A 20,096-nucleotide genomic window follows, 5' to 3' on the forward strand; every position below is an offset into this window, starting at 1 on the left:
ATGAGCGACACCGAGACCACCGCGGCCGAGGAGGCGAAGGCCCCCGCGGCCGCCGCCCCCGAGGCCGCCGCCGAGGGCCCGACGGTCATCGTGGGCACCACGGCGGGCACCGTCTCCGTCGAGGACCTCACCGAGGCCCTGATGGACGTCGTCGACCCCGAGCTGGGGATCGACGTGGTCAACCTGGGCCTGATCTACGGCATCCACATCGACGAGTCCGACGTGGCCACCATCGACATGACGCTCACCTCGGCGGCCTGCCCGCTGACCGACGTCATCGAGGACCAGGCGAAGACCGCCACCGACGGTCTGGTGCAGGACCTGCGGATCAACTGGGTCTGGATGCCGCCGTGGGGCCCGGACAAGATCACCGACGACGGCCGCGACCAGCTGCGGGCGCTCGGCTTCAACGTCTGAGCCACCGCCGCACGCACCACGACGGGCCCCGCCCTCCGCGAGGAGGACGGGGCCCGTCGGGCGTACCGGGGGGGTGTCAGTGCCCGCGCGCGACGCGCGGCGGGCGGACCGCCGCCGCCATGCCGAGGCAGGCCAGCGCGGCCAGGCCGGCGAAGCCGCTGACCGCCGGCAGCAGGCCGTAGTGGCGGGTCAGCGCGCCGACCGCGACCACCGGCAGGGAGCTGCCCAGGTAGACGATCACCCACAGCGCGGACAGCTCGCTGCCCCGGCGCTCGGGGTTCATCGCCCCGACCGCGCCGGTGAACAGCGACCGGAACGCCACGCCCTGGCAGGCCCCGCCGAGCACGCTGCCGATGAACAGCAGCGCCGGGGTCCCGGTGTACAACGCGGCGACCACCAGGCCGAGCCCGGCCGCCAGCCCGGTCATCCCGAGCGCGATCACCAGCCGGTCCGAGGTCGGCGGCACCAGCAGCTGGACCGCCGCGGACGAACCGAGCAGCAGCGCCGCCACCACCGCGCCGGTCATCCGCGAGGGGGTGTGCAGCAGCGTCGCCGACACCGCGGGGGCCAGGCTCAGGTAGACCCCGAAGACGGCGTACGAGGTGAAGCCGGCGCCGGCGGCCAGCAGGAACTCCCGGCGGCCCTGCCGGGGCAGCCGCAGCCGCTGCGGGCGCAGGTGCGCGGGGGTGGTGATCCGCGGCGGGGAGGCCGGCGGCCGCTCCCGGCCGGGCATCCGCGGGTGCACCAGCGCCAGCGGCACGCACAGCGCCAGCAGCGCGACGGCGTGCAGCAGGAACGGGGTGAGCAGCGGGTGCTCCCCGCCGGAGAGCGCCGCACCGATGATCGGGCCGATCGCCACGCCGCCGGCCGAGCACGCCAGGGTCAGCTTGGCGGCCAGCGTGGGGTGGCCGGGCAGCAGGTCGCCGAGGGCCGCGCCGGCCGCACCGGTGGACAGGCCGACCGCGATGCCCTGGACGGCGCGCCCGGCGGCCAGCTGCCAGAAGCTGCCGGCGGTGGCGAAGAGCACGTCGCCGGCGGCGGCCAGCGCGATGGCGGGCAGGATCAGGGCGCGCCGGCCGAGGTGGTCGGACCAGTGGCCGACCGCGGCCAGCACCGGGATCAGGGCGAAGACGTAGACCGCGAACAGCCCGGTGACGGCGACCGGGTCGAAGCCGAAGCGGGCGGCGAGCACCGGGTAGACCGGGGTGGCCAGGTTGGCGCCGATCAGCATCAGCAGCAGGGCGGCGGCGACCAGGCCGACGCGGATGCCGCGCAGCGCGTTCCAGCGGCTGATCGCGGAGAGCCGGAGCTGGGCGCGGGGCGCGAGCTCCGGGGGGAGGAGGGCCTCCGACAGTCGGCTGCCGGGGAACCGGACGGTTCCGGAGCCGGCGGGGGAGAGGTCCGCCATGGCAGGGGTCTCCTGTGGCCGGGCACCACCGGGACCCGTCCGGCCCGGGGTGGTGGCACGGCTCGGCGGCCCGGTTGGGGCGGGGTGAGCAGAAAGGGGAGGTGGGCTTCGTCGCCCGTCGGGCCCGCGCGGGGTGTGCGAGGTGCCCAGCGAAGGATACGTGCTCGCAGCAGCCGGTCGGCGCCGTGCCCCCGGTAGGCCGGGCATCGGGTGTGCCAGGCCGATACGCTGGGTGGACGGGCCGACACACAGCGATCGGTCCGGCAGTGCCCACCGTCACCACGGGAGATCGCGCAACGATGGCCGGACGAAGCCGCAACACCCCTGACCACCCGTCCGCCGCCGGGGGCGGCGAGCCAGGCGAGGGCCTGCTGCCCGCCGATTTCGACCTGGCCGACCTGTACGGGGCCCGCGGCAGCGACGACGAGGACCTGGACGACTCCGCGGTGCTGGTGCCGCCGGTCAGCCTGCCGCCGGACGCCGAACTGGTGGCCGCCGCGCTGGCGGTGCCGCTGATCTCGTACGCGGTCAAGCTGGCCCGCTGGACGCAGCCGCACCGCCCGGTGGACGAGTTCGGCGACCTCGCCGACGGCGACCGGGAGGCCGCGGCCCGGCTGCTCGGGCTGGCGCCGGCCGAGGGCGAGGTGGCGGAGGAGGCCGTGGTCGAGGCGATGCGGGCCTGGGCGCTGGCCTGCGACCTCGACCTGGTGGAGACCGGCACCACCGCCGAGGGCGAGCACGTGGCGATCCCCGGCCCCGACCTGGACACCGTCGAGCAGGGCGACCCGTCGGCGGTGCTGGGCCTGTGGCTGGACGCCGCCGGGATCGTGCGGGAGCTGGCCGCGGAGGCCGACTCGCTGGCCCCGGAGGGCGACGGCGAGGAGGAGGACGCCGACGAGGACGGCCTCGCCGACGTGGAGCAGGCCAGGGAGGCCGCCGCCGAGCTGCTCGACGAGGCGCTGCAGGTGCTCTACGAGATGACCGCCTTCGCCGACCCGGGCGAGGAGACGGTGCCGCTCGGCGTGCTGGCCGCGCTGCTGGTGGTGCCGGAGGGCGAGGAGCCGGACGAGGAGATGCTGGGCGAGATCACCGACGTGATGGTGGCGCTCGACCCGATGCTGGGCGACCTGGCCGAGCTCGGCCTGCTGGAGCACCGGCCGATCGACCCGGAGCTGTTCGAGGAGGAGGACGCCGAGGAGGCCGGGACGGCGCCGGCGGTCGCGGAGGGCGCGGAGCCGGACGAGGCGGAGGCCGCCCGGTTCGGCACGGTCCGGCTGACGCCGCTCGGCCAGTACGCGGTCCGCGAGTGGCTGATGGAGCTGGGCTACGACGCCCCGCTGGTCGGAGACCTCGCCGACGGCGACGCCGAGGCGCTGCTGCGCGGCATCACGGAGTCCGCCAACGTGCTGCCCGACCGGGAGCTGGCGGCCTGGCTGAGCGACCGCGAGCCGGCCGCCGCCGCGCGCGAGCTGCTGGCCGCCGCGCGCGGCCGGGACCCGCAGAGCCCGGTGCGCCGGATGCTGTGCGGGGTGGCGCTGGAGGAGCTCGGGGAGCCGGCCCGGCCGGCCGTGCTGGAGGTGGTGGACGACCCGGAGCTGGGCGGCGCCGCCCGGGCCTGGCTGCGGGCACAGGGGGTGGAGATCGAGGCGCCCGAGCGGCCGGTGGCGCTGTGGACCGCGGTGGACTCGTTCGCCGCCGTGATGCTCACCAGCGAGGGGGACGCGGGCCGGCTGCGGGAGCTGGTCGCGGGCCTGCCGGTGACCGAGAACCCGGCCAGCTACTTCGGTGAGCTGTGGCGCGTCGACCACCCCTACACCGCGCAGGTGCTGGAGATCGTGGGGGAGCTGCACCTGGACCGGGCGGTGGCCAAGGAGGCCCGGAAGGCGGCCTTCCGGGCGCGGTCGCAGCAGCGCTGAGCGGCGCTGGGCAGCGCTGGGCGGCGCCGGGCGGCACTGAGCAGCGCTGGGCGGTCGGGCGCGCGGTGGCGGGCGGCCGGGGCGCCGGCGGGCGATGCTCCGGCCTCCGGCCCGGACCGGTCCGCACACCCGGACGAGCGGTGAGCGGGTGAGTGTCCGGTGTGCGGCTGAGCACGGGGGTGCCAGGTCTGCCCGACCCGGCGCCCGGCACCGGTCCGGCGCCCGCGGCGGGCGCCGGGCCCTGGACGTCGGCCCCGAGGCATCCCCGCCCGCGCGGGCGGGCGAGCCGCCCGTGCACGGCGGTGGACGAGGGCGCCCGGCCGGGCCCCTCACCGCAGGCGGTGGCCGCCGGGCCGGGGCCGGATCCGGGGCCGGGCCGGTCAGGGCAGGTCGAGCTGCCCGGTCTCGGTGAACGGGAAGAACGGGTTGTGGGCCAGCTCCCACAGGTGGCCGTCCGGGTCCTCGAAGTACCCGGAGTAGCCGCCCCAGTCGGTGGCGGCCGGCGGCTTGACCACCGTCGCGCCGGCCTCCACGGCGGTGGCGAGCGCGGCGTCGACCAGCTCGGGGGACTCCAGGTTGACCGCCAGGGTGACGCCGCGGAAGCTCGGCTCCCCGCCGGAGGGGACCCCGGCGTCGGCCGCCAGCTCGTCCGCCGGGAACAGCCCGAGCGCGGAGTCGGCGGTGCGGAACCAGACGATCTGCGGGTTGGAGGCGGTGGACCGCTGCCAGCCCAGGGCCTCGTAGAAGGCGGCGCTGCGGGCGAGGTCGGCGACGCCCAGGGTGACGATGCTGATCCGGGCGGGGAAGGCACTGGGTGCGGTCATGGCGCACAGCGTAGGCAAGGCTACTGACATCCGGGTCCCGGCGCGGCCGACCGTCCGATCTGGCAACCGTACGGGGGAAGCTGATGGCCCAGCAGGGGGCTGGGCCGTATGGTGTTGCGGACGCGGCGCTGGTGGCGGGCCACGGCCCGGCCGCCGCCCGGTGGACCACAGGCGAGGCTAGTACGCGGGGGTGCGGCAGAGAATGACGAGGCAGCGCACGAGCGGACCCCAGGATCCCGAGGACTTCTACGCGGACCACGAGGAGTACAACCGCAGGGTCCTGGGTGGGGCGGACTTCCCGGTGTACGGCGTGGAGCGGGGGGTGAACGAGACCGTCCCGGCGCGCGACGCGGGCGGCGCGCCCCCGCGTGCTGCCGGTGAGCCCTCGGGCGGGGCGCCCGGTGCGCGGCTCCCGGCCGCGGAGGCGGCGCGTACGCTCCCCGGTGCGGACCGCGACGCCCTCGCCGAGTACGAGGTCTGCGACGGCCGGGTGGGCTGGATCGAGGTCCGCTCGGGCGACTGGAGTTCGGCCGACGGCCCGTACGTCACCGTGCGCACCTACCGCCCCGGCGCCGAGCGGGAGCGGCCGCTGCCCGAGCTGGAGGACGTGGTCGAGGACGAGCGCGACCGGGTCTACGAGCAGCTGGACATCGACGAGGGCGACGGCCCCGGCCGGGTCCGGGCGATGCGCGAGTGGATCACCGTCGAGGGCGAGCCCCGGGCGGTGCAGATCCACGAGGACCGCCGCCCCGACTCCGAGGCCAGGCCGGTGTGGGCCGGGCGGCTGCGGGTGGACGGCATCACCGTCACGGTCACCGGCCGGGGCGTGCCGCCCGGCGGCATCGAGCTGCGCCGGATCGAGGACTTCGACCGCTACGTGCTGGGCCGCACCGCGCTGCTGCGGCGGCTGGCGGTCCGTCAGCGGGTCGAGGACGTGCCGCTGGAGGAGCGGGTGCTGGCGCCGGTCTCGGGTCTGGAGGCGCACCGTGCGGTGGTCGAGCACGGGGTCAGCGAGGTGGTCGCGATGGAGGCGCAGATCCGCTCCCGGCGGGCGCCGCGGCTGCCGCGCCGGCTGCGCGGCGAGGCGGGCACGCTGCGCTGGGAGGCGGCCGTCCGGCAGCAGATGCGGCTGGCCTCGGAGAGCCGGGACGAGGCCACCGAGGCGGTCAGCGCGATGGTCAACCAGCTGACCAGACTGGCCCAGAACACCGACTGGCTGGTGGGCACCGCGGAGGGGCAGGCCGCGGTCGAGGAGGTCATCCGGTACACGGTGTTCGCGAGCGAGGTGCCCAGCCTGCCGGCGCAGCGCGCCTGGGACCGGCTCTGGTCGGGCGGCGGGGCGCCGGAGCAGCCGGCCGGCTCCGAGGAGGCCTGGCTGACGGCCTGGGAGCAGTGGCGGCTCGGGCGGAGCCGGCACTGACGGGGTGCCGGCGGCGGGCGGCGGGCTGCCCGGTACGGGAGCGTACCCGTCCGGGCGGCAGCGGTAAAGGGATGGTCATGGGTCTGCATACGGTTGGCAAATCACCACACTGACGCAGTGTCGGATTCACCCGCGGTTCACCCCGCGGGCCCAGCCTGCTGGGCGTCGGCGGTCTCCGCCGAAGACCCCTCAGCCGCGCACCGGGTACCCGGCGGCGGCCATCCCACAGGAGTGACCGATATGCCGCTGTCCCGTCGGGACTTCGTCAACCGTTCCACCCTCCTCGGCGCCGGCGTGCTGGTGGCCGGCAGCGCCGAGGTGCTGGCCACCGCGCCCGGCGCGATCGCCGCGCCGAGCGGCGGCGAGGCCCCGGCGGCCGAGTCGGTCGAGGCCGCCCGCCGGGCCACCGGCTACGGCGAGCTGATCAAGGACCCGGCCGGCATCCTGGCCCTGCCGCACGGCTTCAAGTACCAGGTCATCACCTACACCGGGAAGACCAAGCTGGTCACCGGCGAGTCCACCCCGAGCAACCACGACGGCACCGCCGCCTTCCCCGGCAAGCACGGCGGCACCCTGCTGGTCAACAACCACGAGCTGGCCGGTGCGCGCAGCAGCTGGCCGCACCCGGTGCCGCTGCTGGAGGGCCACGTCTACGACCCGGGCGCGGCCGGCGGTTGCACCGTGGTCGAGGTCCGCCAGGGCGGCAAGAAGGTCACCGAGTGGGTCGGCATCGCCGGCACCGCCACCAACTGCGCCGGCGGCGCCACCCCGTGGGGCACCTGGCTGTCCGGCGAGGAGACCGAGGACAAGGCCGGCAAGAACGGCTTCACCAAGGACCACGGCTACATCTTCGAGGTCGACCCGTACGACCAGGCGGCCAACCGCGACCCGCGGCCGATCAAGGCGCTGGGCCGCTACGCCCACGAGGCGGTCGTGGTGGACCAGAAGCGCGGCCACCTCTACCTGACCGAGGACGCCTCCAACCCGAACGGCCTGCTGTTCCGCTGGACCCCGCCGGCCGGCTTCCGCCACGGCAAGGGCAAGCTGCGCACCCTGGCCGCCGACGCGGGCAAGCTGGAGGCCTTCAAGGTCTTCGACTCGCACGGCACCTTCATCGACGACCTCTCCCGGGCCGTCAAGGTCGGCACCACCTACGGCGTGGACTGGGTGAACGTCCCGGACCGGGACGCGCAGACGGTCTCCGTGCGCAAGCAGTTCACCGACGGCCAGGTCACCCGCGCCCGCAAGCTGGAGGGCATGTGGTGGGGTGACGGCGGCTTCTACTTCGTCTCCAGCTTCGCCCGCACCGAGAGCCCGGTACAGCACGACGGCCAGGTCTGGTTCTACAACCCGGCCCGCCGCACCATCACCCTCAAGGTGCTGCTCGGCCTCAACACCGACGTGATGGGCGACCACGGCAACTTCGACGGCCCGGACAACATCACCGTCTCCCCGTACGGCGGCCTGGTCATCGCCGAGGACGGCGAGGGCCAGTCGCACCTGTTCGGCACCACCGAGGACGGCCGGACCTACCCGATCGCCCGCAACGACCTGAACATCGGCACCGCCGAGAAGCCCGAGTTCAGCGAGTTCACCGGGGTGACCTTCTCGGACGACGGCGAGACGCTGTTCGCCAACATCCAGGTCCCCGGCATCATGGTCGCGATCACCGGCCCGTGGTGGCGGCTGCAGCACCGCCGCGGCCACGGCTACGACTACTGAGCCCGTACCGGCCAGGCTCCGGCGGCTGCCCGCCGAGGACCCGTCAGGCGTCCTCGGCGGGCAGCCGCAGTTGCAGCATCGCCAGCAGCCGCTGCTGCGGCTGCGCCAGGTCGATCCCGGTCAACTGCTCGGCCCGGCGGACCCGGTAGCGCAGCGTGTTGGGGTGGATGTGCAGGGCGTCGGCGGCCACCCGGACCTCGCCCAGCGCGTCCAGCCAGGCCAGCACCGACTCGGCCAGCCGGGTGCCGTGCCGCCGGTCGTACTCGGCCAGCTCGGTCAGCCGCGGGTCGCGCAGTCCGCCGCGCTCCTGCAGCAGCGCCAGCACCTCGCTGACCAGCACCTCGGCCTGGACGTCACGCAGCGCCGCCACCTCCAGGTCGACCCCGCCGCGGCCCATCGCGTCCAGGATCCGGTCGGCCTGCGCCCGGGACTCGGGGACCGCCGCCAGACCGTCGACGGTCGGGCCGATCGCCGCCCGCAGCTCCACGCCGAGGTGCTCGCGGGCCGCCGCCACCACCTCCTGCGCCCAGCTGCGCAGGGTCGCCATCGGCAGGGCGGGCGGCAGTTCGGGCAGCAGCACGTACACCCGGTCCTCGATCGGGGCGAGCTGCGCGCCGCGGTGCCGGGCCGCGGTGTGCACCGAGATCAGGCCGGTCACCTCGGCCCGGGTCAGCTCCCGGTCGGGGCCCTGCCCGGCCGCGTACGCCAGCACGGTGGCGGGGCGGCGCAGGCCGAGGCCCAGGTGGGTGGCGAGCGACTGCGGGCCGGTGGAGCCCTCCAGCAGGCCGGTGAGCAGGGTCCGGGTGAGCCGGACGTCCGCCGACAGCTCGCGCCGGCGCCGGATCAGCTGGGCCGCCGCCACCCGGGCCGCCCCCACCAGGGCCTGCTCGGCGAGCGGCGCCAGCGGCCGCGCCCCCTCCTGCACCCAGATGGTGCCGAGCGGCTGCGCGCCCGCCCGGATCCCGATCGCCAGCCGGCGGCGGATGCCGAGCTCCGGGTGGGCGTCGATCTCGATGACGGTGTCCGAGCCGCGCAGGTGCTGGAACACGCCCCACTCGCGCAGCTTGGACAGGTACGGCTCGGGGCCCTGCCAGCCCAGGATGGACAGCCGCCGCAGGTCGTCCACCTCGTCGGTGTCCGAGGAGCGGGAGTAGGCGAGCACCCGGCTGGAGGTGTCCTCGATCGAGACGATGCCGCCGGTCAGCACCGCGACGGTCTGGGCCAGCGAGAAGAGGTCGCCCGCGTCGGGCTCGGACGGGATGGGTGCGTCCGGCCCGGCGATGATCGCCCGGGCCAGCGAGTCCAGGTGCTCCCAGCGGGTCTCCCGGCGGACCGACAGCAGCGCCACGCCCGCCTCGGTGGCCGCCTCGCGCAGCGCGTCCGCCTGGCCCGGCGCGTCCAGCTTGACCGCCACGGCCGCCGCCCCGGCCCGTCCGGCGGCCCGCAGCGCGGGCAGCGCGGCCCGGCCGCGCGCGCCGATCGCCAGCACCAGCTCGCCCGGGGCGGCGGTGGCGGCGTCCTCCGGGTCGAGGATCGCCACGTCCAGCACCGGCACGTCCAGCCCGGCGGGGGCGGCCTGCAGTTCGACCAGCGGTTCGCCCAGCGACATCAGCAGACGGCGCAGCGGGATGCCGCCGGCGGGGGCGGGCGCGGTCATCGGGCGCTCCCTTCATCCGGTCGGACAACTCCGTCCGGATGACTTTAGCCGCCAGGCCAATCAAGTGCCCCCGTCCACGGGTTTAGCGTTCGTCCATGGCCGCCGTGTGACCCGCGTCGGCTCCCCGCCCACGACTCGAAGGAGAGCGCGCCACCATGGATGCTGTGACCCAGGTCCCCGCGCCGGTGAACGAGCCGGTCCGCAGCTACGCCCCCGGCAGCCCGGAACGGGCCCGCCTGGAGGCCAAGCTGAAGGAGCTGGGCGGCCAGGAGCCGATCCAGCTGACCATGACGATCAACGGGGAGCGCCGGATGGGCGGCGGCTCGGAGATCCACGTTGTTCAGCCGCACAACCACGCGGCACGGCTCGGCACGCTGCGCAACGCCACCCAGGACGACGCGCGTGACGCCATTGACGCTGCCCTGGCCGCCGCCCCGGCCTGGCAGGCGCTCTCCTTCGACTCGCGGGCCGCGATCTTCCTCAAGGCCGCGGACCTGCTGGCCGGCCCCTGGCGTGAGACGCTGGCCGCCGCCACCATGCTCAACCAGTCGAAGACGGCCCAGCAGGCGGAGATCGACTCCTCCTGCGAGCTGATCGACTTCCTGCGCTTCAACGTGCACTTCGCCCGCCAGATCATCGCCGAGCAGCCGGTCTCCTCGGACGGCGTGTGGAACCGCAGCGACCACCGCGCGCTGGAGGGCTTCGTCTACGCGATCACGCCCTTCAACTTCACCGCCATCGCGGGCAACCTGCCCACCGCCCCGGCGCTGATGGGCAACGTGGTGCTGTGGAAGCCGTCCCCGACCCAGCAGTACTCCGCGCACCTGCTGATGCAGCTGCTGGAGGCGGCCGGCCTGCCCAAGGGCGTCATCAACATGGTCACCGGTGACGGCCTGGCCGTCTCCGAGGTCGCGCTCGCCCACCCGGACCTGGCGGGCATCCACTTCACCGGCTCCACCGCCACCTTCCAGCACCTGTGGCGCGAGGTCGGCAACAACATCGCCGGCTACCGCACCTACCCGCGGATCGTCGGCGAGACCGGCGGCAAGGACTTCCTGGTCGCCCACCCGTCCGCGGACCGGGCCGTGCTGAAGACCGCGATGACCCGCGGTGCCTTCGAGTTCCAGGGCCAGAAGTGCTCGGCGCTGTCCCGCGCCTACGTCCCGGCCTCGATCTGGGCCGAGATCAAGGACGACTTCCGCGACGAGGTCGAGTGGCTCACCATGGGCGACGTCACCGACCTGTCGAACTTCATGAGCGCCGTCATCGACGACCGCTCGTTCGCCAAGAACAAGGCCGCCATCGACCGCGCCAAGGCCGACCCGAAGGTCCAGATCCTGGCCGGCGGCAGCTACGACGACTCGGTCGGCTACTTCATCCGCCCGACCGTGCTGGTCTGCGAGGACCCGGCGAGCGAGTACTTCCGCGACGAGTACTTCGGCCCGATCCTCGCCGTGCACGTGTACGAGGACGAGAAGTACGACGAGATGCTGGCCCAGATGGAGTCCGTCTCCAGCTACGGCCTGACCGGCGCGATCATCGCCCAGGACCGGGCGGCGATCGAGCACGCCATGCAGGTGCTGCGCCACGCGGCCGGCAACTTCTACATCAACGACAAGCCGACCGGCGCCGTCGTCGGCCAGCAGCCCTTCGGCGGCGGCCGGGCCTCCGGCACCAACGACAAGGCCGGTGCCAAGCAGAACCTGATGCGGTGGACCTCGACCAGGTCCATCAAGGAGACGTTCGTCCCGCCGACGGACTACCGCTACCCGCACATGGGCTGACCTCCCGCCCCGGGCCGGCGGCCCACCCTCAGCCGCCGGCCCACCCCCTCTCCTTCGTCGAACGTCTGAACGGTCTCCAGGAGTACCGATGCTCCGTTCCGCCCTCCTCGCCGCGTCCCGCTCCCCGCAGGTGCGCACCCTGGTCGAGAAGTTCCCGCCCACCCACGCCATAGTCGAGCGCTTCGTCGCCGGCGAGCTGCTCGACCAGGGCATCTCCGCCACCGACGAACTGGTCGCCACCGGCCGCAAGGTGACGCTCGACCACCTCGGCGAGGACACCAAGGACGCCGACCAGGCGGCCGGCACCGCCGAGGCGTACGAGCACCTGCTCGCCGCGCTCGGGGAGACCGGCCTCGCGGCCGACGCCGAGGTCTCGGTGAAGCTGTCCGCGGTCGGCCAGTTCCTGCCGGTGGACGGCGAGAAGATCGCGCTGGAGAACGCCCGGCGGATCTGCGAGGCGGCGGCGGCCGTCGGCACCACGGTCACCCTGGACATGGAGGACCACACCACCACCGACTCCACCCTCGCCATCGCCCGCGAGCTGCGCGCGGACTTCCCGTGGCTCGGCGTGGTGCTCCAGGCCTACCTGCGGCGCACCGAGGCCGACTGCCGCGAGTTCGCGGCGGCCGGCTCCCGGGTCCGGCTGTGCAAGGGCGCCTACAAGGAGCCCGAGTCGGTCGCCTTCCAGGGCAAGCACGAGGTCGACCTGGCGTACGTCCGGGCGCTCAAGGTCCTGATGGCGGGCGAGGGCTACCCGATGATCGCCTCGCACGACCCCAACATGATCAAGATCGCCGGCCAGCTGGCCGAGTGGAACGGGCGCGCCCGCGACAGCTTCGAGTACCAGATGCTGTTCGGCATCCGCCCGGAGGAGCAGCTGCGGCTCGCCGAGGCCGGCAACACCATGCGGGTCTACCTGCCGTACGGGCAGGAGTGGTACGGATACTTCATGCGGCGCCTCGCGGAGCGCCCGGCCAACCTGACCTTCTTCCTGCGGGCGATGGCCACCCGGGGCTGATCCGGCGGCGCCCCGGCGCCGCACGGCGGGACCGGTGCACCTCGGTGCACCGGTCCCTTCGGCGTTCCGCCCGGTCAGTCGCCGGTCAGTCGCCGGTCGGGGCACTTTCAGGCGCCGGTCAGGGCTGATCAGGGCTCGGTCAGGGCCGGTCCCACAGGTCGGTGCGGTGCGCCGCGGCCAGGGCGCCGATCCGGGCCAGAGCCTCGGCGGCGGGGAGCGGGTCCGGGCGGCGGCCGTCCCGCAGCCGCAGCGCGACCTGCCCGGCCGCCGCCTCCCGGGGGCCGATCACCGCCTGGTACGGGACGAGCCGGGCCTCGCGGATCCGGGCACCGAGCGAACCGCGGTACGGCGCGGCCAGCTCTGCGCGCAGCCCCAGGTCCAGGCCGCGGGCCACCAACTCCTCGGCGTACGGCAGTTCGGCCTCGGAGATCGGCAGCACCACCAGCTGGACGGGCGCCAGCCAGGCCGGGAACGCACCGCCGTGCACCTCGATCAGGTGCGCGACCGCCCGCTCCACGCTGCCGATCACACTGCGGTGCACCATCACCGGCCGGTACCTGCCGCCGTCCGGCCCGATGTAGTGCAGGTCGAACCGCTCCGGCTGGTGGAAGTCGATCTGAACGGTCGACAGGGTGGCCTCCCGGCCCGCCGGATCGGCGATCTGCACGTCGATCTTGGGCCCGTAGAAGGCCGCCTCCCCCGGCGCCGCCTCGTACGCCACACCCGCCCGCTCCAGCACCTCGACCAGCAGCGCGGTCGCCCGCTCCCACAGCGCCGGGTCGGCGACGTACTTCCCGCCCCCGCCCGGCAGGGACAGCCGGTAGCGGGCCGGGCGGATGCCGAGCGCCTCGTACGCGCGGCGGATCAGCTCCAGCGCCGCCAGCGCCTCGTCCGCGGCCTGCTCCAGGGTGCAGAAGACGTGCGCGTCGTTCAGCTGGATCGAGCGGACCCGGGTCAGCCCGCCCAGCACCCCCGACCGCTCGCTGCGGTACATGCCGCCCAACTCGGCCATCCGCAGGGGTAGTTCGCGGTAACTACGGGAGCGGGAGCGGTAGATCAGCGCATGGTGCGGACACAGGCTCGGCCGCAGCACCACCTGCTCGGCGCCGAGGTCCATCGGCGGGAACATGTCCTCGCTGTAGTGCGACCAGTGCCCGGAGAGCTCGTACAGCTCCCGCTTGCCCAGCACCGGCGAGTACACGTGCCGGTAGCCGGCCCGGCGCTCGGCGCCGCGGACGTACTCCTCCAGCGCGTGCCGGACGGCCGCGCCGTCCGGCAGCCAGTACGGCAGACCGGCGCCGATCAGCGGGTCGGTGTCGAACAGGTCCAGCTCGCGGCCGAGCTTGCGGTGGTCGTGCATCGTGGACTCCTCGCGGGGGAGCGAGGCGAGTGACCGCACGGCGAAGCCCCGGGGCACTCGCCCCGGGGCTTCGGACAGAGACAGCTGTCAGCGCGCCGGGACACTCTCCGGCGTCGTCGTGATGGCAGCAGCGCGCTTCATGCCTTTCACGCTAGCAGAGCCCCGGCGCGGGCCGCCGGGCCTTTTCCGCCGCCCTCACAGGAACGGCTTGGTGTCCAACTCGAACCCGAACGGCTCCGGCAACCCCAACGGCCCCCCGAACGGGGCGAGGTGGACCACGGTGTACTCGTCCCGCAACGGCTGGGAGAACAGGCTCACCTGCGCCTTCTCCCGGTCGACCAGGAGGTACAGCGGGATGGCGGCGCGGGCGTAGCAGTGCCGCTTGGCGATCCGGTCCTGGTCGGGACGGCTCGAGGTGACCTCGGCGACCATCGCCACCCCGGCGGGTTCCATCCAGGGCGGGGCGCCCCGGAAGAGCCCGAGATCCTCCGGCGCGAAGGTGGCGTCGGGGACGACGTGGTTCTTCGGGCAGAGGCCGCCGCTGACAAGTCTGAGGCCCTTGCGGCCGGAGACGCTCATGTCGACCGCGGACTTGCGGATGACCTGCTTGACCAGATGGCTGACGCAGTCCTCGTGGTCCCCGTCCGCGGGGTGTGCCACCGTGACCTCGCCCTCGATGAGCTCGGCCCGCAGGCCCTCGGGGGAGCGCAGGCCCAGGAAGCCCCCCAGCAAGAGGTCTTCCTGCGTGGGAGGGTCCTGGGCGTCTTGCCGATGTGCCATGGGCGTCACGCTACGGAGCAGGGCGGCGCCGATGGACCGGGTACGACCGGGGTTCGCTCGAAGGGGTGGCGCCGGACAGGTTTGCGGCCGGGCCGGGTCAGAGCATGGCGGCGGCGGGCTTGACCATGCTGCGGGCGGTCTTGGCGTCCACGTACTCGCCGAGGGCGGTCATGACCCACTCGCCGGAGAACTGCCGGACCAGCTTGCACATCGCGACGCCGGTGTGCGGCTCGGACTGGGCGAGTTCGAAGCGGACCAGTTCCTGGCCGCTGCCGGCGTCGACCAGGCGGCAGTAGGCGTTCTTGATGTCGGTGAACTTCTGGCCGGAGAAGGAGTTGACCACGAAGACCAGGCCGCAGACCTCGGCGGGCAGGCCCTCCAGGTGGACGGTGATCGACTCGTCGTCGCCCGCGCCCTCGCCGGTCAGGTTGTCGCCGGAGTGCGCGATCGCCCCGTCGAAGATCGACAGCTTCATGAACCAGGCGGTCTCGATCTTCTTGCGCTGGGCGTCGAAGGCGATGCAGGAGGCGTCCAGGTCGATGTTGCGGCCGGCGCCGGCCGGCTCCCAGCCGAGGCCCATCCGGACCGAGGACAGGAAGGGCTTGCCGCCTTTCTCCAGCGAGACCGAGCCGCCCTTGACCAGGTTGACCTTGCCCTTGTCGAGGGTCACCTTGCCGACCGACGGCGGGCCGCTCGGCCGCGGCGGCGCACCGGCCGGCCCGGACGGCGCCGCGGCCGCGGCGGCCGGGGCGGGGGAGTCCTCGACGCTGACCCCGAAGTCGGTGGCGATCCCGGCCAGGCCGTTCGCGTAGCCCTGGCCGACCGCGCGGACCTTCCACTCGCTGCCGCGCCGGTACACCTCGACCACCACCAGGGCGGTCTCCGGGCCGAGCCGGGGCGGGGTGAAGGTGGCGAGCACCCGGCCGGTGGCGGTGTCGCGCAGGGTCGCGGTCGGCTCGGTGCCGGCGAAGGTGGTGCCGGCCTCGTCCAGGCTGGCCGTGACGACCACCTTGGCGATGCCGGCCGGGACCGCGGAGGTGTCGACCGTGATGGCGTCGGGCTTGCCGCCGGCGGCCGGGCGGTGCGTGACGCCGGGGCCGTTCGGTGCGTTGAAGAAGACGAAGTCCGCGTCCGAGCGGACCTTGCCCGCCTCGGTCACCAGCAGGCCGGAGACGTCGAGCGCCTTGGGCGCCGTCACCTCGACCGTCACCCGGGTGGCGGCGAGCGGCGCGTTGCCGCCCTGGGTCAGGACCGTGGTCACGATGATCCTCCTCGACGGCTCGGCGTCACCGGCGGGGCAACGGCCGGCGCGGCCCGGTCGCGGGCCGCCCCCACCCTAACCACCCGGGTGTCCTGACATGCCGTGACCCGGCTGGAAGCGGAACGACTTGTCCCGCCCGGGCACGCTGGGACAGCATGCAGGAATGTCAGCCCTACAACGCTCCGAGGCGCTCCTGCGTGCCCGTCTGCTGGACATCCGCTCCTACACCGTCGAGCTCGACCTGACCCGGGGTGAGCAGGTCTTCGGCAGCACCACCGTGATCCGGTTCGGCTGCGCCGAGCCCGGCGCCGACACCTTCGTCGACCTGGCCGCGGCCGAGCTGCGCACGGCCCGGCTGAACGGCCGCCCGCTGGATCCGGCCGCGTTCGAGGGCGACCGGATCCGGCTGACCGGCCTCGCGGCCGAGAACGAGCTGCTGGTCGAGGCCGAGCTGGGCTACTCGAACACCGGTGAGGGCCTGCACCGCTTCACCGACCCGGCGGACGGCGCCGGCTACGTCTACGCCACCCTCGGCCCCGATCTCGCGCCCCGGCTGTTCGCCTGCTTCGACCAGCCCGACCTGAAGGCCCCGTTCACGGTGACCGTCACCGCCCCCGCCGACTGGCAGGTGGTCGCCAACGGCGCGCTCGCCGAGGCCCGCGACGGCCGCTGGGAGTTCCGGCCGACCGAGCCGGTCAGCACCTACCTGGTCACCGTGGTCGCCGGACCGCTGCACTCGGTGTACGCCGAGCACGACGGCATCGGGCTCGCCCTGCACGCCCGCCGCTCGCTCGCCGCGGAGCTGGACCGGGAGGCCGGGGAGCTGTTCGAGGTGACCCGCAACTCGCTGGACCGGCTGCACCGGCTGTTCGACCGGCGCTACCCGTTCGGCCAGTACCACCAGGCCTTCGTCCCCGAGTTCAACTGGGGCGCGATGGAGAACCCCGGCTGCGTGGTGTTCCGCGACGAACTGCTGTTCCGCTCTGCGCCGACCGACGCGGACCGCGAGCTGCGCGCGATGATCGTCTGCCACGAGATGGCCCACATGTGGTTCGGCGACCTGGTCACCATGCGCTGGTGGGACGACCTGTGGCTGAACGAGTCCTTCGCCGAGATGCTCGGCTACCGGGTCGCCGCCGAGTCCACCCGCTTCACCGACGCCTGGACCGGCTTCGCCGCCCGCCGCAAGGGCTGGGGCTACGACGCCGACCAGCGCGGCTCCACCCACCCGGTGGCCGGCAACGGCACCGGCAGCGTCGCCGAGGCGATGGGCAACTTCGACGGCATCTCGTACGCCAAGGGCGCCTCGGCGCTGCGCCAGCTGGTGGCCTGGCTCGGCGACGAGGCCTTCTTCGCGGGGATCAACGCCTACTTCGCCGAGCACGCCTTCGGCAACGCCGAGCTCGCCGACTTCCTGGCCGCGCTGGCCGAGGCCGGCGGCCGGGACGTCCGGGCGTGGGCCGACGCCTGGCTGCGCACCAGCGGCGTGGACACCCTGCGGGTCGAGGTCCGGTCCGAGGGCGACCGGGTGGCCGGCGCCGCGGTGGTCAACGAGGGCACCCGGCCGCACCGGATCCGGCTCGGGGTGTACGACCTGGCCGGGCCGGCCGTCGTCCGGCGCGCGAGCATCCTCCTCGACGTGGCCCCCGGCGGCCGGACCGAGGTGCCGGGGCTGGCCGGCGCCGCCCGTCCCGCCCTGCTGCTGCCCAACGACGGCGACCTCAGCTGGACCAAGATCCGGCTGGACCGGGACTCCTGGCGCACGGTCACCGGTTCGCTCTCCGGCATCGACGACGCTCTGACCCGCGCGGTGCTCTGGGAACACGCCCGCGACCTGGTCCGCGACGGCGAGCTGGCACCCGGCGCGTACCTGCGCCTGGTGGCCGGGCACCTGCCGGCCGAGACCGCGGTCGCCGCCGTCGAGGCGGTGCTCGCCTTCGCCCGTACCGACGCGGTCGGCCGCTACCTGCCGCCCGCCGGGCGCCCGGCCGCGCTGGCGGTGCTCGGCGGCGCCGCCGAGGCCCTGCTGACCCGGCCCGACGCCGGCCACGGCCTGCGGCTGGCCGCCCTGCGCGGGGTGGTGGAGAGCGCCGACTCGCCGGCCGACCTGGCCCGGCTGCGGTCCTGGCTGGACGGCGCCCGGCTGCCCGAGGGCCTGGCCCTCAGCCCGGACCTGCGCTGGTCGGCGCTGGCCACGCTGGCCGCGAAGGGCGCGGCGGACGAGGCCGCGATCGAGGCCGAACTGGACCGCGACCGCAGCGACATCGCCGAACAGGGCGCCGCCCGGGCGCGGGCCGCGCTGCCGGATCCGACGGCCAAGGAACGGGCCTGGGCCGCGCTGTTCGGCGACGGACTCTCCAACCGGCTGCTGGCCGCGACCGCGGAGGGCTTCTGGCGGTCCGGTCCGCCGGAGCTCCAGGAGGCCTATGTGCGGCGCTACTTCGAGGCCGTCCCGGCGGTGGGGGAGCGCGGCGACCGGGTGGCGGCCGTCCTCGGGCACGCGCTGTTCCCGCGCGAGTGGGCGACGCCCGAGGTGGTCGCGGCGGCCGAGGACTGCCTGGCCCGGCCGGAGCCGACCCCGGGCCTGCGCCGGGCGCTGGCGGACGAGCTGGACGACCTGCGCCGGGCCGTCCGGGTCCGCGCCGCGGCCGCCGGCTGACCGGAGGGTGGCGGGCCGCCGGGCCCGCCACCGGCCCGGATCAGTAGGCGTCGAAGGTGCCGCGGGCGGTGACCGCGCGCGGCTGCCGCAGGGCGAAGGCGGAGGCGCTCCAGCTCTCCGCGGCCGGTCCGGCGGTCGGCGGGACGGTCGCGGTGGGCCGGTCGGTCGGCGGCAGGACGCTCGGCGGCAGGACGGTCATGGTGCGCGGATCGGCGCTGCGGGCGGCGCCGGACGGCACCGGGACGGGCAGGACCGGGCCGGGCAGGACGGCCGCCGGGAGGGCGGCGCCGGTCACGGTGAAGCTGTACCGGCCCGGTGCGACGTCGACGCCGGGCGGCAGGGTGAACCGGTAGACCAGGCTGTCGTGGTCGAGCGCGACGGTGGCGACCGCGCCCGGCAGATCGCTCCACGGCACGGTGCCGGGCAGCACGTCGGGCCGGGACAGCCGCAGCTCCACCTGCAGGGCGGTCAGCGGCTCGGCGACGGTCAGGGCCACCGTGTGCCGGGTGCCCGAGCGGCCGAGCGGGGTGACCTCGGCGGTGCCGCGCAGCGCGTGGTCGGGCGCGAGCCCGGTCGGTCCGGGGGACGGCTGCGCGCTGCCGCCGCCCGGCCGGGTGCTGTCGGGGGAGGCGCCCGGGGAGGCCTCGGCCAGGGCGGCATCGGGGCCGGTGCCGGGGTCGGCGGTGTCCCGGCCGGCCGGGGTGGACGGGGTGCCGGTGGGCCGTACCGTCACCGGCCGGGCGGTGCTGCCGGCGCCCTGGCGGGCCCCGGGCAGGGCGGTGGCGGCCGTCGTGGTGACGGGGGCCGGGGCGGGGCCGGGGGTACCGGGTGCGGCGGCCTCGGCGGGGGCCGGGGTGGCGGCGTCCGGGCTGGGGACCGGCGGGCTGGCGCCGACCGACATCCGGGGCTGGCGGCCCACCTGTTGCTGCTCGTTGAGGAGCCAGGTGGTGAGCAGGCTGATCCCGACCACGGTCGACATCGCCATCGCGGCCCCGGAGAACCTGAGTGTCGGCAGCCGGAAGCGGCCGCCCAGGGGTTTCGGCCGGCCGTGCCGGCGGACCGGCCGCGGGGCCGTGCCACTCTCGCGGAGCACCACCGTCACTCCTCCCTCTCCGCCTCGCACGGGCGCCGGCAGCTGCGGCGGGGCCCTGAGAATATCAGCGGCCCGCACACCGTCCGCCAGCCCTCGAGGCGCACCAGTTACGCTCGCTGCGCCCATTCTAGTGACCTGTGGTGCGCGTGAGTTGACGGAGCGTCGGAACGGCGGCCCGGGCCGGGACTGCAACCCCGTTGCAACTCTTGCCGTCCGCCGTCCGGTACCGCACGCTGGCCTCTAACCCAGCCGCCCCGGAGAGACCGTCTATGCCGCGCGACCCGCTGTCCGCCTCCTCGAACCAGCCGCTCGCCGCCACCCCCACGGGCGGCGAACCGGGCCGGATCGCCGCCGTTCCACCGGTGGTGGAGGAGGTCCTGACACTGCGGATCGCGCTGGACCAGGACCTGGTGGGTGAGGTGCGCACCAGGTTCCGCTACGAGGCCGAGCGCCCGTTCGAGGTGCGGCTCACCTTCCACCTGGGACGTCCCGACGAGGCGGACTGGGTCTTCTCCCGTGAGCTGCTGCGCGACGGACTGGCGTCGCTCAGCGGCCAGGGCGACATCAAACTCTGGCCGGCGTACTGCCCCTGCCACGGTTCCACGCTGCACCTCGCGCTGGACTCCCCGCACGGCAGCGCGCTGCTGGAGGCGTCCAAGCCGCGGGTGAAGGCCTGGCTGGACCGCACCTACGCCTGTGTCTCGGCGGAGGCGGAGGCCGCTCTCGGCCCCACCGACGAGCAGCTCGCCGCCCTGCTGGCCGGCAACTGAGCCGCCC

15 protein-coding genes are annotated in these 20,096 nt (G+C 74.8%); 8 read left to right on the forward strand and 7 right to left on the reverse strand.

The genetic code is table 11. The features are described 5' to 3' along the window. Window positions 1-417 (forward strand): metal-sulfur cluster assembly factor, encoded by a 417-nt coding sequence (locus AC2TEW_RS33505; RefSeq protein WP_484627036.1) that lies wholly within the window; start codon window positions 1-3, stop codon window positions 415-417. Between the two features lie 76 nt (window positions 418-493). Here AC2TEW_RS33505 and AC2TEW_RS33510 read toward each other — a convergent pair whose 3' ends face one another. Further along, entirely contained in the window at window positions 494-1,825 is a 1,332-nt protein-coding gene (locus tag AC2TEW_RS33510; RefSeq protein ID WP_484627037.1) for an MFS transporter, read from the reverse strand. 299 nt (window positions 1,826-2,124) lie between these two features. Here AC2TEW_RS33510 and AC2TEW_RS33515 point away from each other — a divergent pair, with 299 nt between their 5' ends. Further along, window positions 2,125-3,741, forward strand: a complete 1,617-nt coding sequence (locus AC2TEW_RS33515) for a hypothetical protein (RefSeq protein WP_484627038.1) — start codon at window positions 2,125-2,127, stop codon at window positions 3,739-3,741. Between the two features lie 380 nt (window positions 3,742-4,121). Here AC2TEW_RS33515 and AC2TEW_RS33520 read toward each other — a convergent pair whose 3' ends face one another. Beyond that, on the reverse strand, window positions 4,122-4,565 hold the full coding sequence (locus AC2TEW_RS33520; RefSeq protein ID WP_484627039.1) for a VOC family protein: 444 nt from the start codon (window positions 4,563-4,565) through the stop codon (window positions 4,122-4,124). Between the two features lie 202 nt (window positions 4,566-4,767). Between AC2TEW_RS33520 and AC2TEW_RS33525 the strand changes: the two genes are divergently transcribed. After that, window positions 4,768-5,985, forward strand: coding sequence for a hypothetical protein (locus AC2TEW_RS33525; protein WP_484627040.1), 1,218 nt, complete (start codon window positions 4,768-4,770; stop codon window positions 5,983-5,985). Window positions 5,986-6,225: 240 nt separating this feature from the next. After that, window positions 6,226-7,707, forward strand: coding sequence for an alkaline phosphatase PhoX (locus AC2TEW_RS33530; RefSeq protein ID WP_484627041.1), 1,482 nt, complete (start codon window positions 6,226-6,228; stop codon window positions 7,705-7,707). A gap of 43 nt (window positions 7,708-7,750) precedes the next feature. Here the strand turns inward: AC2TEW_RS33530 and AC2TEW_RS33535 are convergent, their stop codons facing one another. After that, window positions 7,751-9,364 carry a PucR family transcriptional regulator gene (locus AC2TEW_RS33535; RefSeq protein ID WP_484627042.1) on the reverse strand — a complete coding sequence of 538 codons (1,614 nt, stop codon included), beginning with the start codon at window positions 9,362-9,364 and terminating at the stop codon, window positions 7,751-7,753. A gap of 155 nt (window positions 9,365-9,519) precedes the next feature. Between AC2TEW_RS33535 and pruA the strand changes: the two genes are divergently transcribed. Then, complete coding sequence (gene pruA / locus AC2TEW_RS33540) at window positions 9,520-11,148, forward strand: L-glutamate gamma-semialdehyde dehydrogenase (RefSeq protein WP_484627043.1); 1,629 nt, start codon at window positions 9,520-9,522, stop codon at window positions 11,146-11,148. Between the two features lie 88 nt (window positions 11,149-11,236). Then, the gene (locus AC2TEW_RS33545) at window positions 11,237-12,166 is read left to right on the forward strand and encodes a proline dehydrogenase family protein (protein WP_033820173.1); all 930 of its coding nucleotides are present in this window, start codon (window positions 11,237-11,239) and stop codon (window positions 12,164-12,166) included. Window positions 12,167-12,305: 139 nt separating this feature from the next. Here AC2TEW_RS33545 and thrS read toward each other — a convergent pair whose 3' ends face one another. The 3 genes from thrS to AC2TEW_RS33560 all read right to left on the reverse strand — a co-directional run bounded on the left by thrS (window position 12,306) and on the right by AC2TEW_RS33560 (window position 15,555). Continuing rightward, a complete protein-coding gene (gene thrS, locus AC2TEW_RS33550) occupies window positions 12,306-13,565 on the reverse strand; it encodes a threonine--tRNA ligase (RefSeq protein ID WP_484627044.1) in 1,260 nt (419 codons plus the stop codon). 156 nt (window positions 13,566-13,721) lie between these two features. After that, a complete protein-coding gene (locus AC2TEW_RS33555; protein WP_484627045.1) occupies window positions 13,722-14,306 on the reverse strand; it encodes a Uma2 family endonuclease in 585 nt (194 codons plus the stop codon). A 97-nt stretch (window positions 14,307-14,403) separates the two neighbouring features. Beyond that, entirely contained in the window at window positions 14,404-15,555 is a 1,152-nt protein-coding gene (locus AC2TEW_RS33560) for a TerD family protein (RefSeq protein WP_484627069.1), read from the reverse strand. A gap of 175 nt (window positions 15,556-15,730) precedes the next feature. On the opposite strand from AC2TEW_RS33560, the gene pepN reads away from it, so the two are divergent. Further along, window positions 15,731-18,226 (forward strand): aminopeptidase N, encoded by a 2,496-nt coding sequence (gene pepN, locus AC2TEW_RS33565; RefSeq protein WP_484627046.1) that lies wholly within the window; start codon window positions 15,731-15,733, stop codon window positions 18,224-18,226. Window positions 18,227-18,266: 40 nt separating this feature from the next. On the opposite strand, the gene AC2TEW_RS33570 is transcribed toward pepN, so the two are convergent. After that, window positions 18,267-19,319 carry a hypothetical protein gene (locus AC2TEW_RS33570; protein WP_484627047.1) on the reverse strand — a complete coding sequence of 351 codons (1,053 nt, stop codon included), beginning with the start codon at window positions 19,317-19,319 and terminating at the stop codon, window positions 18,267-18,269. Window positions 19,320-19,588: 269 nt separating this feature from the next. On the opposite strand from AC2TEW_RS33570, the gene AC2TEW_RS33575 reads away from it, so the two are divergent. Continuing rightward, complete coding sequence (locus AC2TEW_RS33575) at window positions 19,589-20,089, forward strand: SsgA family sporulation/cell division regulator (RefSeq protein WP_484627048.1); 501 nt, start codon at window positions 19,589-19,591, stop codon at window positions 20,087-20,089. Window positions 20,090-20,096 lie beyond the last annotated feature (7 nt).

This window comes from Kitasatospora sp. NEAU-CNBT7, from assembly GCF_057220535.1.